At 32.0% G+C, this 16,951-nt stretch carries 16 protein-coding genes and 1 CRISPR repeat array; of the genes, 3 read left to right on the top strand and 13 right to left on the bottom strand.

Annotation, left to right across the window (positions count from 1 at the left end; genetic code table 11):
* On the top strand, positions 1 to 458 hold a 458-nt coding region (locus Q0649_RS21895), incomplete at its 5' end, for a hypothetical protein (protein ID WP_298846903.1).
* Positions 459 to 535: 77 nt separating this feature from the next.
* Here the strand turns inward: Q0649_RS21895 and Q0649_RS21890 are convergent.
* Positions 536 to 1,537: a tyrosine recombinase XerC gene (locus Q0649_RS21890; protein ID WP_298846901.1), complete on the bottom strand. Its 1,002-nt coding sequence runs from the start codon at positions 1,535 to 1,537 to the stop codon at positions 536 to 538.
* Between the two features lie 226 nt (positions 1,538 to 1,763).
* Positions 1,764 to 3,194 carry an adenylosuccinate lyase gene (gene purB / locus Q0649_RS21885; RefSeq protein WP_298846899.1) on the bottom strand — a complete coding sequence of 477 codons (1,431 nt, stop codon included), beginning with the start codon at positions 3,192 to 3,194 and terminating at the stop codon, positions 1,764 to 1,766.
* A 239-nt stretch (positions 3,195 to 3,433) separates the two neighbouring features.
* Here purB and Q0649_RS21880 point away from each other — a divergent pair, with 239 nt between their 5' ends.
* Positions 3,434 to 3,640, top strand: coding sequence for a DUF378 domain-containing protein (locus Q0649_RS21880; protein WP_298846897.1), 207 nt, complete (start codon positions 3,434 to 3,436; stop codon positions 3,638 to 3,640).
* A gap of 131 nt (positions 3,641 to 3,771) precedes the next feature.
* On the opposite strand, the gene Q0649_RS21875 is transcribed toward Q0649_RS21880, so the two are convergent.
* The 6 genes from Q0649_RS21875 to Q0649_RS21850 all read right to left on the bottom strand — a co-directional run bounded on the left by Q0649_RS21875 (position 3,772) and on the right by Q0649_RS21850 (position 7,689).
* The gene (locus Q0649_RS21875) at positions 3,772 to 4,074 is read right to left on the bottom strand and encodes an MGMT family protein (RefSeq protein ID WP_298846895.1); all 303 of its coding nucleotides are present in this window, start codon (positions 4,072 to 4,074) and stop codon (positions 3,772 to 3,774) included.
* 68 nt (positions 4,075 to 4,142) lie between these two features.
* Positions 4,143 to 4,655 (bottom strand): NUDIX domain-containing protein, encoded by a 513-nt coding sequence (locus Q0649_RS21870; RefSeq protein WP_298846893.1) that lies wholly within the window; start codon positions 4,653 to 4,655, stop codon positions 4,143 to 4,145.
* Between the two features lie 34 nt (positions 4,656 to 4,689).
* The gene (locus Q0649_RS21865) at positions 4,690 to 5,202 is read right to left on the bottom strand and encodes a GNAT family N-acetyltransferase (protein WP_298846891.1); all 513 of its coding nucleotides are present in this window, start codon (positions 5,200 to 5,202) and stop codon (positions 4,690 to 4,692) included.
* A gap of 121 nt (positions 5,203 to 5,323) precedes the next feature.
* Positions 5,324 to 5,887 carry a recombinase family protein gene (locus tag Q0649_RS21860; RefSeq protein ID WP_298846889.1) on the bottom strand — a complete coding sequence of 188 codons (564 nt, stop codon included), beginning with the start codon at positions 5,885 to 5,887 and terminating at the stop codon, positions 5,324 to 5,326.
* A 246-nt stretch (positions 5,888 to 6,133) separates the two neighbouring features.
* Complete coding sequence (locus Q0649_RS21855) at positions 6,134 to 7,492, bottom strand: sn-glycerol-1-phosphate dehydrogenase (RefSeq protein WP_298846887.1); 1,359 nt, start codon at positions 7,490 to 7,492, stop codon at positions 6,134 to 6,136.
* Positions 7,493 to 7,530: 38 nt separating this feature from the next.
* The gene (locus tag Q0649_RS21850; RefSeq protein WP_298846885.1) at positions 7,531 to 7,689 is read right to left on the bottom strand and encodes a hypothetical protein; all 159 of its coding nucleotides are present in this window, start codon (positions 7,687 to 7,689) and stop codon (positions 7,531 to 7,533) included.
* A gap of 42 nt (positions 7,690 to 7,731) precedes the next feature.
* Between Q0649_RS21850 and Q0649_RS21845 the strand changes: the two genes are divergently transcribed.
* On the top strand, positions 7,732 to 8,100 hold the full coding sequence (locus tag Q0649_RS21845; RefSeq protein WP_298846883.1) for an HsmA family protein: 369 nt from the start codon (positions 7,732 to 7,734) through the stop codon (positions 8,098 to 8,100).
* A gap of 102 nt (positions 8,101 to 8,202) precedes the next feature.
* Here Q0649_RS21845 and Q0649_RS21840 read toward each other — a convergent pair whose 3' ends face one another.
* The 5 genes from Q0649_RS21840 to Q0649_RS21820 form a co-directional block, all read right to left on the bottom strand.
* Positions 8,203 to 8,931, bottom strand: coding sequence for a metallophosphoesterase (locus Q0649_RS21840; RefSeq protein ID WP_298846881.1), 729 nt, complete (start codon positions 8,929 to 8,931; stop codon positions 8,203 to 8,205).
* A gap of 250 nt (positions 8,932 to 9,181) precedes the next feature.
* Positions 9,182 to 10,702 carry a 4Fe-4S dicluster domain-containing protein gene (locus Q0649_RS21835; RefSeq protein WP_298846879.1) on the bottom strand — a complete coding sequence of 507 codons (1,521 nt, stop codon included), beginning with the start codon at positions 10,700 to 10,702 and terminating at the stop codon, positions 9,182 to 9,184.
* Between the two features lie 308 nt (positions 10,703 to 11,010).
* Positions 11,011 to 12,225: an ATP-dependent Clp protease ATP-binding subunit ClpX gene (gene clpX / locus Q0649_RS21830; protein ID WP_298846877.1), complete on the bottom strand. Its 1,215-nt coding sequence runs from the start codon at positions 12,223 to 12,225 to the stop codon at positions 11,011 to 11,013.
* A 435-nt stretch (positions 12,226 to 12,660) separates the two neighbouring features.
* A complete protein-coding gene (locus Q0649_RS21825; protein WP_298846875.1) occupies positions 12,661 to 13,071 on the bottom strand; it encodes a peptide deformylase in 411 nt (136 codons plus the stop codon).
* A 99-nt stretch (positions 13,072 to 13,170) separates the two neighbouring features.
* Positions 13,171 to 13,314 carry a hypothetical protein gene (locus tag Q0649_RS21820; protein WP_298846873.1) on the bottom strand — a complete coding sequence of 48 codons (144 nt, stop codon included), beginning with the start codon at positions 13,312 to 13,314 and terminating at the stop codon, positions 13,171 to 13,173.
* Between the two features lie 397 nt (positions 13,315 to 13,711).
* A CRISPR array of direct repeats spans positions 13,712 to 16,928; the repeat unit is 32 nt; unit sequence ATTTCAATCCACGCCCCTATGTTAGGAGCGAC.
* Positions 16,929 to 16,951: the final 23 nt, after the last annotated feature.

The raw sequence follows: 16,951 nt of genomic DNA, 5'->3' as shown, positions 1-16,951 counted from the left end.
AGAAAATTTGTAATGACTGTGGTGATTGTGAAGTCTGCGAATTAAATTCAAATAAGAAATGTGATAACTGTGGAAAATGTTTAGAACTTGAAGGTTTTGATGTTAAGGCTATAAAAATCGATGAAGTCTTTGAGGATGCGGGTACAGGAAAGTTAGATGATGATATTTATAATGTGGATAAAATTGATGAACCTGCTTTAGAGACAGAGGCCATAGAAAATAAAGATGAAGAATCATCTAAAGATGAGGAAGCATCAAAAATTGAAGCTTATGAAGCATTTTTAGCTGAGGAAAAGCAAGAGAAACTAAATAAAGACAAATACATACCTGAAAATAATGAAGTTTGGGAATTTATAGATGATATAGATGGGGCAAAAGAGTTACTTGAAGACGAAGAAGATAATTCAGAATTTCTTCAAGAGGAATTTCCAGGCCTTATAAGACTTAAGAAGGTATAAACAGTACTTACAAATCATATAGAATTAAAGGCTAAAAGAGTATATATTATCACTGATGTGATAGCATATACTCTTTTTTATTGTTCATCAGAGAGGGGATTCGACTTAACCGCATTTCTTAGTTTTTCATCATCCGCATGAGTATATATTTGAGTAGTAGAAATATTTTCATGACCTAATATATCTTGCAAACTTCTAATATCTACGTTCCCGTATTTATACATGAGGGTAGCTGAAGTATGTCTTAATTTATGAGGAGTATATTTATTTTTATTGAGACCAGCATCTCCTATATGCTTTTTTACAATTCTCTCTACAGTTCTTTTATTAATTCTTCCAAATTTTCCACTTATAAAGAGGGCATCTTTATCCTCAACATGAATTTTATCTATGTTCATATTTCTAATAGGTAAATATTTATAGATTGCCCTAAGGGATGCTTTATTTAAATAAATTGTTCGTTCTTTATTTCCTTTTCCAATTACAGATAATGTATCTTCTTTCATATCAGATAAATTTATACTACAAAGTTCTGACAATCGTAGACCACAGTTTAGAAATAATGTAATAATACTATGGTCACGAATAGAATGTTTATCTCGAGAAATTGTGGCATCGAGCAGGGCTTTACTTTCACTTAATGTTAAGAAAACTGGGCTTCTTTTACCAAGCTTAGGGGACTCTAAATCTATTGTTGGATCTACAGTTAGTACTTTAGCTTTAGTAGTTAAATACTTAAAAAGGGACTTTATGGATGCAATTTTTCTAGCCTTAGCATAATTGCCATTAGCCCTGTATTTACCAAGATAGGAGATAAAGGCATATAAATCTTGTAATGTAAGAGTTTTTAATGTATCTAAGGTTAAGTCGTTAATTACAATGTCCTCAAGCTTTAGGTCCTTATCAGATGTTACTAAACCTTTATACATTTTTATAAACTTTAATAATAATGATAAATCAGCAGTATAAGCAACAATCGTATTAATAGAACAGCCTTTAATCGTAGCTAAATAATTAAAATAATCATTTAGAAACTGTGGGAGTTCATTTTTATAAATACCATTTATATCAGATTTCATAGCTACCTCCAAAATACGTAATAATGTCGTGAAACTTACATTTCACGACATTATTATACTACAAAAGAGGGGTAAAAATCATGTTTTTTTGAAATATAATTAAACTGTTTTTCTTTATCTATGGTTTTTACTCCTGTATTAATGATATTTTACTATTTATTTTTATGAAATTAAAAAGCTACCAGTTTTTTTACTGATAGCTTTTTAAAGTTTAAATTATATAATATTATACGTTTATAGCGGTTTCAACGCCAATTGCATCTTTATTAGCTGCGAGTATTGGATTTACATATTCAGCTATAAAGTCTACTACTTGACTTGGAGCCCTTCCAACAAATTTAATTGGATCAATAACAGCTATAATCTCTTCTTTTGACATCTTAAAGATTGGATCATTTATAATTCTTTCTATAAGATCATTATTTAGCCCTTCTTCTTTGACACGTTTTGCTGCAGCCATAGAATGAACTCTAAGGTGTTCATGAAGATCTTGTCTATCTCCGCCCTTTTTAACTGCTTCCATAAGGATGTTTTCTGTAGCCATAAATGGTAACTCATGGTTTACATGAGAAGTAATTACCTTTTCATATACAACCATGTTCCCTGCTATATTCATATATAAATTTAATACTCCATCAAGTGCAAGGAACGCTTCAGCCACAGATATTCTCTTATTAGCTGAATCATCTAGTGTTCGCTCAAACCACTGTGTTGCAGCTGTTATAGCAGGATTTAATGAATCTACTATAATGTACCTAGAAAGTGAACTAATTCGTTCAGAACGCATAGGATTCCTTTTGTATGCCATTGCAGAAGATCCGATTTGTTTTTTCTCAAATGGCTCTTCTAATTCTTTCATACTTTGAAGTATTCTTAAATCATTACTAAATTTATAAGCACTTTGAGCTATTTCTGAAAGTGTATTTAGTATTATAGAATCTACTTTTCTAGAATAAGTTTGACCAGTAACTGGATATGTATCAACAAATCCCATTTTATTTGCTACATATTTATCTAAGTCTTTAACCTTTTTCTCATCATTTTCAAATAAGTTCATAAAACTAGCTTGAGTTCCGGTAGTCCCCTTTACTCCAAGTAACTTAATATTATCAATTACAAAATCCAAATTTTCTAAATCCATAACTAAATCTTGAATCCATAGTGTTGCTCTTTTACCTACAGTAGTTAATTGTGCTGGTTGCAGATGAGTGTAACCTAAAGTAGGAATATCTTTATATTTTAATGCAAATGTTGATGATTTACTAATTACATTAACTAATTTCTTTTTAATTAACAATAAAGCCTTTTTCATTATGATAAGATCTGTGTTATCGCCTACATAACAGCTAGTAGCCCCTAAATGTATTATCCCCTTTGCAGTTGGACATTGGACCCCATATGCATATACATGGCTCATTACGTCATGTCTTATTTCTTTTTCTTTTTCTTCAGCAACTTCATAATTCACATTATCAACATTGGCTTTAAGTTCGCTTATTTGAGCCTGCGTTATATTAAGTCCTAATAATTTTTCACCTTCAGCTAATGCAACCCAAAGCTTTCTCCAAGTTTTAAATTTCATATCATCTGAAAATAAGAAACTCATTTCTTTCGATGCGTATCTACTATTTAATGGTGTATTATAAGTATTTCTCATATTTTGCCTCCACACGTACATATTAAGATATAAAACGATTATCATTCATATTATAACATACAATATTGCCAATAGTAATGTAAATGTTCGTATAAGCTAGTTATATAATCTTCTGAATTATAAATACATCTCCACACATATTAATAATACCTTAAAGAAATCATTAAGTAGTTCTAAAATATTATATTTCTAATATAATTTAAACAACTAGAAATAATTATAATAGTGTGGGGGTAATTATGTATAAGCTTACTACTATAGACAAACTTTCATTTATATTTGTATTGGTTGGTGCATTAAACTGGGGACTTTTAGGGTTATTAAATTTCAACCTAGTTAGCACCATCTTTGGAGCTATTCCATTCCTTGCTAGATTTATATACATCTTAGTAGGACTATCTGCTGTTAATATTATCGTGTTTATATTCAGAAGTAAAAAAGCATAGCAACTACTTTCTATTAATTATGTACTTATTATAATAATATTAGTAGTATAAATACTCCATAAACTATTATGGAGTATTTTTGATTGTTTTAGTCAAATATCTATAATGTAAAATCCATACAACTTGCAGTGCTAATGATATTGAAATTCATTCAGATCTATAACATTGTGTTCATTAAATTTTATACCTTCACTTTCAAGAAACATCCTCTGCACATTATGAGATTCACAATCATTGATACTAATCTCCCCTTTTATGTTTACAACTCTATACCAAGGCAGTTTATATTTTTTACTTAAGGTATGAAGAACCCTAACTACTTGCCTTGCTCCTCTAGGACTTCCAGCTTGAGCTGCAATTTGACCGTAAGTCATCACCTTTCCCTCAGGTATACCTTTAATTATTTCTACAACTCTCTCTGTAAAAGGTTCCATATTAGCCCCTTTCTATTGGGTAATAAAGTAAATTTTAATAATTTATAAATAATTATGTATAACCACTATTATTTCTTGTTCAATTTTTGACTATTAATAAACTTAATTACATATGGTAGTTCTAGATAATTAAAAAAGCACTTATTTTTAACCATATCCTTTAATTCATTAAGAGATACCCATTTTAGGTCGCCAACTTCTTCTACTTGTAATATAGCTAATGAAATATTAAATTCATGTATCACTATATAGCTATCCATTATTAAAGTATCACTAATACTTCTAGTTAATAGTTGTATATCTTTAATATTAAGTAAAATTCCAATTTCTTCATGAGCCTCTCTTATACAACCATTTAAACTAGTCTCATTAGTAGCTACACATCCACCATGGGTTGCCCAAATATTTGGAGAAATCACTTTATCCTTTGATCTCTTTTGGATTAGTATTTGCGATTTATTATTAATAATCCAAATATCAGTGACTAGCTGTAATTCACCATCATTTAAATTTTGACCACGCTCAAAGACTTTTCCAGTTTTTTTACCGTTAATATCGTAAATATCACATAATTCACCCATGATGTCTTCCCTACTTTCTATGTAATTGTATTATTTAATTCTCAATTGGATTATCAGGGCCTTTAAGTTCTAATTGATAAAAAACTAGATTAAGCCATTTCTCAAATTTATATCCCGCCCTATTTATAGTACCTGAATATTTAAACCCTAACTTTTCATGCATTCTGATACTTTTATCATTTGAATCATCAATTCCAGCTACCATAGTTGAAATTTTTCTTTCATCACAAATCCGTATAATCTCTTTAAGTAGTATGGTTCCTATACCTTTATTGAAGTGTTTTTCATTAACATAAATAGAATGTTCAATAGTGTATTTAAATGCCGGAAATGGTCTGAATGAACCATATGTAGCAAATCCAATTACCTTACTATTTTCCTCAACTACAATTATAGGATATCCCTCTTGAATCTTTTTTTCATACCATTGTATTCTCTCTTCAATAGTGAGCGCTTTATAAGCATATACAGCTGTCGTATGTAATATTGCATCATTATAAATTTCTAAAATATCAGGTAAATCATTTAAATTTGCATCCCTTATCATTTTTATACCCCTTTTTAATAAAAAATCACTTCTTTACATTACTTAATTAATACCTTTATAAACAGTATACAACAGTTTCACTATTTTTCTATATATAACATTTCTTAATTTTTTTCTATTCTTACTTATTTTGTTTTTTATATTCATCAACCAGCTTATAAAAAGTATTTCTTTTAAGTTTTAATAACTCCATTGATCTAGTTCCTGTTAATTCTCTGTCCTTGTACTTTTTATAAATATCTTCCCAATTTGATGGATAATTTATTTTTTTACGGCCTTTGTATTTTCCATTTGCCTTTGCAATGGCAATACCTTTTTTTTGATGTTCTAATAAAGTAGTCTTTTGAAACTCGATAATTGAATCAATCATAGTAAACATAAGTTTACCCGTTGCGGTACTAGTATCTAATTTTTCATCAATGCTTCTTAAATAAATTCCCTTACTTTCTAATCGTTTACCTAAAACAAGAAGTTCATTAGTTGATCTAGCAATCCTACTAAAATTACACACGAAAATTGTATCTCCAGGCCTTATAAAGTCAAGCATTGCTTTTAATTGTGGGCAGATTTCGACTGTAGTTAATTTTTCATTGAACCATTTTTCTATTTTGTAATTTTTAAGTTCTGAAAATTGTCTGTCGTCACTTTGCTGATTTGAACTTACCCTGGTATAAGCAATGTTCATATAAACAACCCCTTTTATTATATTAACTTTATATTCGTCATATATTTTACTATATATTAACATATTTTCCGTTTAAAGTATACCATGTTGGACAACTGTTTGCTATTTGCATATAATTACAAACAAACAGTTTTAAAAATTTAGCGTGTATTGTTTTGTATTTTAGTCTAAACAAACACTAAAGTAAAGAAAAAGGTAATCATGTCGAATTCATTTCAACATGATTACCTTAATAGAAATTTTATTTTATTTATAATAAATATTTGTTATATAATCGGCAGCGTCATCAATTTTTCCTATGTCTTCAAGAAGCTGAAGAATACCATATCTATTACGCATATCCTTTGCAGCAATAAAACTTTTTCTAAATATTTCTTTGTCAAACCCCAAATCTTTAGGATTCCACACTGCTCCTGCTTTTTTCAAAGTTTTAATTATTTCAGTAGGCTCTGGTACAAATACATCACAAATATTTTTTATATCATCCCACTTAGATACTATCTTTTGCATAGTAACTTCTCTTTCTTTCTCATTAAAATTAATACTACCTTGCTTAAATTCAATAATATTTTCACCACTTATAGTAAATACATCTATAATATTTTTCATCCATTTATTTTTATCGAGATGTAAATAGTCACCCTTTTCAAGCATTTCATTAATATCTATATCTCTTGCATATTTATATGCATAAGCTACAATTCCAACACCTACACCTACTGTATTACCGTGAAGCCATTTTGTATTATTCCCACTATTCATAAACATCATCTCAAAACAATGTGACATATAGTGTTCTCCTCCAGATGCGGGTCTTGAGGCTCCAACCATTCCAATAGCAATCCCTGATAAAATTAATGCTTCAGTTATGTTTTTTACGGTTTTAAAATCTCTACTTGTAACTCCAGCTGCAGCTTCCTCGCACTTTTTTAAAGTACTCATTACTAATTTTTCAACTTCAAGGCAGAAATATTCATCATTTAAAATGTTCGCAACATGCCAATCAGCTAATGCTGTATATTTGCCTAAGATATCTCCAAGTCCCGCCTGAAGCATTTGCATGGGTGCCCTCTTCATAATGTCAATATCGCAAATAATTGCGAGTGGATATGCAGCGTCATAAGTAACTTTTACTCCATCCCTAATAAGTGGTGATACTACTGATGCGTAACCATCCATTGATGGTGCTGTCCCCACAATTACATAAGGAATGCCAAGCTTATAACTTAGGAACCTTGAAATATCATTAATAGTTCCAGAACCTACTGCAATTATAATTGACGTATCTATAGGAATTGCTAATATTAATTTACCAAAAGATAATTCATTAGGATGTAAATGCTCTTCTTTAAATATGTATTTATTTATTTTAAACTTATTTTTTAATAAATTTTCTACTTTTTCACCAGCAACATCATAAGTATGAGTATCTTCTATTATAAACACTTTCATTCCTTCATAACGTTCCATTACATTTGGCAACAGATTTATAACACCACCTCCAACCTTTATAGTTTCTATACCTACACTATGATTTTTGCCACATGAGCACATGTAATTAAGGCCAGTCATTTCTTCTACACTTAGAGTTTCTAAATCTATCATATTTTTCCCTCCTAAATTATATTTGTAAGTTTATCTATTTAATCCATACAAATTATCTTTCCAATCATTAGTATACTACCAAAATCTTTTCCTAAAAAACAATTTGTTACTCTATATGATAATAATAACATTATTTCTATTCCAATAAAATTATATTGACACATAGTATTAATTATTTTATAATCAACAATATCCATATGAATTTAAATTAAAAAAGCTATAAATTGAGAGGTATTATTATGTTACTCTATGCAATTATTTCTATTACGTTAGCACTTATATTTTATACAATCGGTGTATGGAGTGAAAAAAGACAAGGTAAACTAAAAAAATGGCATTTGTTAGTTTTTTACTTAGGCTTGGTATTTGATACTTTAGGAACAACACTTATGAGTAAAATTGTAAACGAAGGTTTTAAAATTAATTTTCACGGCATAACAGGTTTGTTAGCAATAATTTTAATGCTTTTACATGCACTTTGGGCAACAATCGTTTTGATTAAGAATGAAGAAAAAGCTAAAACTAATTTCCATAAATTTAGTATTATTGTATGGTTTATTTGGCTAATACCTTTTATTTCAGGTGCGATTTTTGGTATGTTGCACTAAACTTAAATTTATTTTAACTCAATAAAAACTCTATGATTTTATCATAGCGTTTTTATTAATTAATTTCACCTTATGATATTGATGCTTTTTTAGTTATAAAAATTATGTATTAATATTATGACCTCTATATATTGCAGTATTTAATTCATTAATATATTCTTCCTTATCTGGCATATCAGTTATTCTAGCATGTTTGATAGCTAAATCTATGTTATATGGAACCCTAACAAGAGATATAAGAAATGATGATTTAATTTTATCGTTAAGTTTACCCTCAATTATTGCATATGAGGATTGGGTTATGTCCAGTGGATTACCCACACTTCCAACATTAAAAGTAGTTTTTCCATTAAAAGTATCTATGTGTGCTTTATGTATATCTCCATATCCAACTACATCTGCTTCAATATCTAGCGTTGGCGTCGGTGTAAATAATTTCATTCGTTCACTTTTCTCGGTTGAAAGATATACTCTATGAAAAAGATCATTTGGAGAAGCATGACATAATCTTAATAATTTTCCACTCATATAAAATTCCTTATATATAGGTAACTCTTTCATATATTTTAACCTTTGGGCTCCTAATTTCTTTTTATGCCACATTAAAGGTTCATTATATTCTTCAGCCATGTAATAATCCCAATTACCTTTAATTACAACTACACAATGTTCTCTGATTTTATCTACTACCTCTGGAGAACTAGGCCCTTTTCCAGCTAAATCTCCAAGACAATAAATCGTTTTAATTCCTCTATCACTAATATCTTTAAACACTGCTTCGAGTGCAGGTAAATTTCCATGAATATCTGATATTATTGCAATTCTTTTCATAATAATCTCCTTTATTTTTCAACCCTATTAAGAATGCGGTTTGTAAATGTAAATGACATCCTACTAATTATTATTAAAATTCCATATCCAAGCATACCACCAATCACACTTTCAAACAAACTTACCCCCAAAATTGATATACTTAAGATGGTAGGTAGAAACCCTATTGTACTAATGCTCAAATGTAATCCAAAAACAAAGAAACCCCCTGAATTCAAGGGGGTTCCATCGCATCAAAAATATTTATTTTCTATTCTTCCTCTAATCTTTTTTCATCTAACAAGTAAATCTTATCAGCATATTTAGACTCATCTGAAATCTTAAGTTCTGAATTCTTAGTCGCTTGTTTAACCTGAGAACCAGCTACGTTAGGTTTGACAATACACCCAGCTCCAGCTACACAACCACCCGGGCACGCCATTCCTTCAAGGAGATAACCATCATACTTTCCTCTTGTGGCATCATTACACATTTCCCTACATTCTCTCAGTCCATTTGCAGCTTTAATCTTCACTTCTAATCCCGGATGCTCTTTTACTATCAAATCAGCTACAGCCTTAGCGACTCCGCCTGCAACAGCAAATCCTCTTCCAGAACCAGTTGCTTCATTATTTAAGCTCTTATCTGTACCAATTATTTCTACTTCTTTGGCATCCAACATTCCAGATAATTCTTCAAACGTAATTACAAAATCCACTTCACTTTTTACACTTTTTCTAGAAGCTTCTAATTTTTTCGCACTACATGGCCCAACAAAAACAATCTTTGCATCTTTATGTTTTTCTCTCACAAATCTAGCAGCAAAAACCATTGGAGTTAAAGTCATTGAAATATTTTCGGCATACTCCGGATATAAATTTTTAGCCATAACAGACCACGCAGGGCAGCATGAAGTACCCATAAATGAAAGTTTTTTAGGCACATTTTCTATAAAATCATTTGCCTCCTCAATTGTACAAATATCTGCACCAATCGCAACTTCAACAACATCTTTAAATCCAATTTTAATCATCGCTCTTTTGAAATCATTAAATCCAACATTTTTACCAAACTGTCCTAAATATGATGGAGCTACAATTGCAATTACTTCTTCACCTTGATTAATTGCTTGAATTAGTTGAAATATTTGGCTTTTATCAGATATTGCTCCAAAAGGACAATTTACCAGACACATTCCACAGCTAACACATTTATCATAATCTATTAATGCTCTGTCATATTCATCTGAATGTATTGCATCCACTCCGCATGCCTTGGCACATGGGCGCTCATGTTTTATTATTGCTGAATATGGGCATGCCTTAGCACATAAACCACACTTTATACATTTTTCCTGATCAATAAAACTTTTTCCATTAACTATACTAACTGCGCTCTTAGGACAAACTTCTACGCAAGGGTGCGCTAGGCAGCCACGGCACATATTTGTAACTTCATAGCTATTTGTTGGGCAAGCATTACAAGCAAATTTTATAATATTTACAAGCGGTGGTTCATAATATTTTGAAGGCTTTATTGCCTCCTCTAACCCTTCCGTAATTGCTCTTGGTTTATCACTTGGTCTTAAATTTAGTCCCATTGCCAAGCGGATTCGCTCACTAACTACTGCTCTTCCAATGAATGTATTTTCTCTAAACTTATCCACATCTCCAGGAATAATCTCATATGGAATATTTCCCATATCTTTTAAATTGTCTTCAAAAGCCATTTTACTTACAGCAGTAAAAACCTTGTGTCTAATATCAGCAAGTGTTTTATATTCGTATTTCATTATAACTCCTTTTTATGCTTTAATATTTATAAAAACTATATATATTTATTCAACGATAGAATATCATATAGTAACAATTTAGTCAATTTGTTTATGTATCTACAGATCTTAAGACTTAGTCCCTTATATCTATATTATTGTATTTTTACAGCTTTAATTAATAAAAAATTTGGTTTATGAATATCTTTTTTCATTTTGGGGATTAGTTCTAGTGATCTCTCATCAGGTAATGGCTCAAGCATTTTTTCAATTCACTAAAAGTATTCAATATATTGCTTTGAAACTTATAGTGATTCTCCTACTACTTGTTATTCTACTTTAGCTTCTATATCAGTTGTTATAGGCAATGCCTCATTTAGCTTACCATAAACATTAAGTATATAGTCTTTATCCACATAGTAATCTTTAGTGTCTTCTGAAGGAGCATTATATCTTAAATCTCTTAAAACTCTTGAGACAATACTAACGAGTCCCCTAGCACCCATCTTTTCTTCAATAGCAATATCTGCAATTGCTTCAAAGCAATTATCGTTAAACTCAAGATTTTTACCCAAATAAGCAAATATCTTTCTATACTGTTCAAATACACTAGTATCAAGCTTAAGTACCTCAATAAGATCATCTCTTGATAATGGATCTAGATTTGACAATACCTGAAATCTACCAAGTAACTCTGGAATTAATCCAAACTCCTGTAAATCTTTTTTAATTATATTTGATCTAAGATACTTTGTATATTCATAATCTTTTTCATAATTCTTTACAGTTGATTCTACAGTGTCAGATACATTAAAGCCTAGTTTTCTAACAACTCCTGGCTTACTAAACTGTTTTAATCTATTATTTGGAGTAAATTTAAGACGATTTTCAACAATAGTTTCAATACCATCAAAAGATCCACCTGCAATAAATAAAATATTAGTTGTATTTATTTCAATCATTTTACTTGTGGGATTTTTGCGTCCTCCACCTTCTGGCACTCTAACAACACTACCTTCAACCATCTTAAGTAAACCTTGTTGAACTCCTTCACCTGATACATCTCTTGTAATAGTCATTGTTTCACCCTTTTTGGCTATCTTATCAAGTTCATCAATAAATACAATTCCTTTCTGTGCAAGTTCAATATCGCCATCTGCCCTTACTAAAAGTGAGTATATCATACTCTCAATATCATCACCAACATATCCAGCCTCGGTCAAACTTGTAGCATCGCCAATAACAAATGGGACTTGAGCAATCTCTGATAATTTTTTGGCTAATAAAGTTTTACCAGTACCTGTTGGCCCAGTTAGTAATATATTATGTTTTTCTATATCTATACCAGTTGCGATTCTTATCATATGATTATGTAATTCTATAGATAACTCTATTTTAGCGCCTTCTTGGCCTATTATAGACTGATCTAATAGTTCTTTTATTATTTTTGGTGTTATTGTTACCCTTGTCTCTTCCGATGTTATGTTTTCGTAAAGTTCCTCTTGTTGCTGTGGTTTTATTATCGTACTACGTTTATTTAACATTTAAATACACCATCCTTTTAAATTTAAACTACCTTTTAACTTCTTCACTTATAGGATATCTAACATAAATTCTATTTATATAACTTTAACATAAACTAATAAAAAAGACTTAAATATATAACTAATATAATAAAATTGTATTCTATTTAGGTAGTATTTGCAATTAAAATAGTTCTTTAAATAGAAAAAAGAACCTAATTTTTGAATTTATTTCATTAAATCTTTTATCCTAAGCAAAAAACTAAAAGCACAGGTACTATAACCTGTGCAGTTTTATAATTAAAATCTCAAGGCAAAATATACAGAGCATCAATTATGAATACTCTGTCTTGGTTGCTTCAACATCTACCAAAGCATTTATAAAAACGTTGGCTAATAAAACAATAGAAAATAAAAGTAATAAACACACCTTGAACAACTATCTTATCGTTTTTTTTATATGATTATCCCATCACAATGGTCTACTTCATGTTGAATAATTTGAGCAATCCATCCTGAGTATTTTCCCCTTCGCTTCTTAAATCCCGAATCAAAATACTCTACTTCTATCTCCTTGAATCTATTAGTTTTTCTAACTCCTATAAGTGAAAGACACCCTTCTTCCGTTTCATATTGACCCGATTTATTCACTATCACAGGGTTAATCATCGGAACGTTAATATCACCCATACTGATCACAATAATTCTTTTTTTTACACCAATCATATTAGCTGCCATCCCTACACAGGCTTCCTTATTTACTTTAAGTGTGTCAATCAAATCGTGAATTACCTGAACATCTGCTTTTGTAGCAAGTTCTGATTTTTGATTAAGAAAGAATATATCTTTCATAACTAATCTAACCATATGTTTTTACCCCTTTAATATTTGTCTTTTTTATTATGTTCTATTCTATTCTGTTCTGTTCTATAACTACTGACATATTAATACTAGTAATAGATCATTTTATAAAAGACTTGATGTTCTTTCATTTACAGAATAACTTCCATTAGTATTTGTTCTATATGCTTCATAGCCTGCTGCTCTTGTACATACTAATTTAATATTCTTACCATAAACACTTTCTTCATTTTCATATAAAATATTCATTCTTCTTCGTCTATAATTTGATGATTCATCATTGATATCTTATTTCTATTACTGTATAACTAATTAACACACCAGGTATAGTCATATAATATATTTTATTCTACATTTTACAAAGACTTAGTTATTTTACCACATATACTTTATTTGGGTATATAAAATTTTATTTTATCCATAAACAATTTAACTTCCATTAAGACAAACTAAACAGGGCATCCACTATGAATACTCTGTCTTGCTTGCTTATATCGTTTATTAGGGCCATAACCCTTTCATACGATACTATCTCTTTAATTAAATTAGGTGAACATGAACGATTGCTAATTTAGAATTATTATATAAAGGTTGTCAGAAATATCGTCAAACACTTTTTGAAAAATATGGAGGAGATTTATCAACAATTTCAATCCACATTTCTATGTAAAGAGCGACCGGGCTTTACGTGAAGATAATGACCTTACATCTAATATTTCAATCCACGCCCCTATGTTAGGAGCGACTTGATTTAGTTTTACTATTGCATTTTAATCTTCTAATTTCAATCCACGCCCCTATTTTAGGAGCGACCCAATCGTATCGCCTAAATATACTCTTTCAGCCTATTTCAATCCACGCCCCTATGTTAGGAGCGACCTCTGTAGAGTTCCAGGTTAGGATATAATTTATTATTTCAATCCACGCCCCCTATGTTAGGAGCGACCATTAGTAAGCCGACTATGTATAAGATAGTAAATATTTCAATCCACGCCCCTATGTTAGGAGCGACCTTTCAACAACTTCTGGAATTGATTTCTTTCTTAATTTCAATCCACGCCCCTATGTTAGGAGCGACTTTAAAAGGTTGGTGCAATAATGAACGAACTAAATATTTCAATCCACGCCCCTATGTTAGGAGCGACCTTTCAACAACTTCTGGAATTGATTTCTTTCTTAATTTCAATCCACGCCCCTATGTTAGGAGCGACTTTAAAAGGTTGGTGCAATAATGAACGAACTAAATATTTCAATCCACGCCCCTATGTTAGGAGCGACATCAGCTTCTCTTGGTCTAACCCACCCTTGATATATTTCAATCCACGCCCCTATGTTAGGAGCGACTATACATAAACTTTTAAAAGCTGATGCTAATTATATTTCAATCCACGCCCCTATGTTAGGAGCGACTTTTATATTTAAATGATTTTACACATTGGTTAAAAATTTCAATCCACGCCCCTATGTTAGGAGCGACCTTTTATTTGCTAACTTATCAAAGTGCCAAGGAATTTCAATCCACGCCCCTATGTTAGGAGCGACTATACTTACATAACAATATCAAAGCGTTCTATATATTTCAATCCACGCCCCTATGTTAGGAGCGACCTAAATTTATGTTATGGGTAGGACAAGTACTAACTATTTCAATCCACGCCCCTATGTTAGGAGCGACTAAAGCACAAGCAGAAATGAGAAGTTGGATGAAAATTTCAATCCACGCCCCTATGTTAGGAGCGACATTAACGTACTGGCAGATGAACAAAGAGAATTAAAATTTCAATCCACGCCCCTATGTTAGGAGCGACCCCACACATCAGAAGCTCCTACTTGTATAGTAGAATTTCAATCCACGCCCCTATGTTAGGAGCGACATATACTCTAATATTATCCTTATTCATATAGTTAATTTCAATCCACGCCCCTATGTTAGGAGCGACCTGGTGCAGTGATTACTGGGTTTAATCCACCAATAGATTTCAATCCACGCCCCTATGTTAGGAGCGACGCTATCCCAGGCTGTGCCCGCTTGGTTTAAAAATATTTCAATCCACGCCCCTATGTTAGGAGCGACAATTGTTCCTATATTAATATCGCTATCAAAGTAAATTTCAATCCACGCCCCTATGTTAGGAGCGACAAATAATACATCATTGTCTCTCCAATGTGTACCAATTTCAATCCACGCCCCTATGTTAGGAGCGACTATGCTATGTGTAGTTGTTGCTTGTTCTTAGTTGATTTCAATCCACGCCCCTATGTTAGGAGCGACCGCACCACTTACCAGTAAGTTATGCCAACACAACTATTTCAATCCACGCCCCTATGTTAGGAGCGACTTAACAACATCACTAATAATGTCGCATGAATATACATTTCAATCCACGCCCCTATGTTAGGAGCGACTTTAAGCACAAATAAAGCGCCTGTAATTCATCTAAATTTCAATCCACGCCCCTATGTTAGGAGCGACATTTCATTCAGCAGCCAAGTAGAGTATTAATGAATTTCAATCCACGCCCCTATGTTAGGAGCGACCTATGTTAGCTAGATTGAAGGCACGAATGGAGCTAATTTCAATCCACGCCCCTATGTTAGGAGCGACCATGGTGTTGGCAGTGGTGGTGATGTGATAAGAATTTCAATCCACGCCCCTATGTTAGGAGCGACTTTATCGCCAATTAATATCTCATTTTCTATACTAATTTCAATCCACGCCCCTATGTTAGGAGCGACACACCTTTATTATCTACGTGCTTGATTGCATTAATTTCAATCCACGCCCCTATGTTAGGAGCGACCTAGTGCTTATAATACTCATAGACTTGTTGAAACTATTTCAATCCACGCCCCTATGTTAGGAGCGACTTATCAACCCACATACATCAAACCTAGCATCATGATTTCAATCCACGCCCCTATGTTAGGAGCGACGTTAGGAAGCATAAGAGGAGGAGAGGACGTGGTAAATTTCAATCCACGCCCCTATGTTAGGAGCGACTGCATACCAATTAAAATGCCAGAAGAAGATATAAATTTCAATCCACGCCCCTATGTTAGGAGCGACGCTACTTTTAATACTGTGGTTGCATATGCTCTTTATTTCAATCCACGCCCCTATGTTAGGAGCGACTATATTTATATCTATTGTCATACCTATTACTCTAAATTTCAATCCACGCCCCTATGTTAGGAGCGACGTATAAATATATAATAGTGCTACTTTTACGTTAGGATTTCAATCCACGCCCCTATGTTAGGAGCGACGGTAGTAGCAATTGATACATTTAAAGCAGTAAATATTTCAATCCACGCCCCTATGTTAGGAGCGACTAGACCCCGTTGCTCCTACATCGTGTATTACTATATTTCAATCCACGCCCCTATGTTAGGAGCGACTGACAATTTTTTCCTATGACGCAACTAACTTAATATTTCAATCCACGCCCCTATGTTAGGAGCGACAGAAGTATATAAAGATAAGAGATGGAAGCCGTCGAATTTCAATCCACGCCCCTATGTTAGGAGCGACTGAAACAACCTTGAATGCTATAGTTAGCAAATTAAATTTCAATCCACGCCCCTATGTTAGGAGCGACACTATTAAATACGGACGTACTAAATGGTGCTGTAATTTCAATCCACGCCCCTATGTTAGGAGCGACAACTGACCCGACGGAGTCATACGTCTGTACTAAGTATTTCAATCCACGCCCCTATGTTAGGAGCGACGTCATAGAGTGTTGTTCCATCTACTTTTATTAGTATTTCAATCCACGCCCCTATGTTAGGAGCGACAATACTGTTTAGTGTTATAATTATAGCATAATAATTTCAATCCACGCCCCTATGTTAGGAGCGACTGAGAGTTCATTAATTAAGACTC

It is taken from the genome of uncultured Clostridium sp. (assembly GCF_937920395.1).
In the GTDB taxonomy this organism is placed as follows: domain Bacteria; phylum Bacillota; class Clostridia; order Clostridiales; family Clostridiaceae; genus Clostridium_AD.
This window is presented reverse-complemented; position numbering and strand designations above follow the sequence as displayed.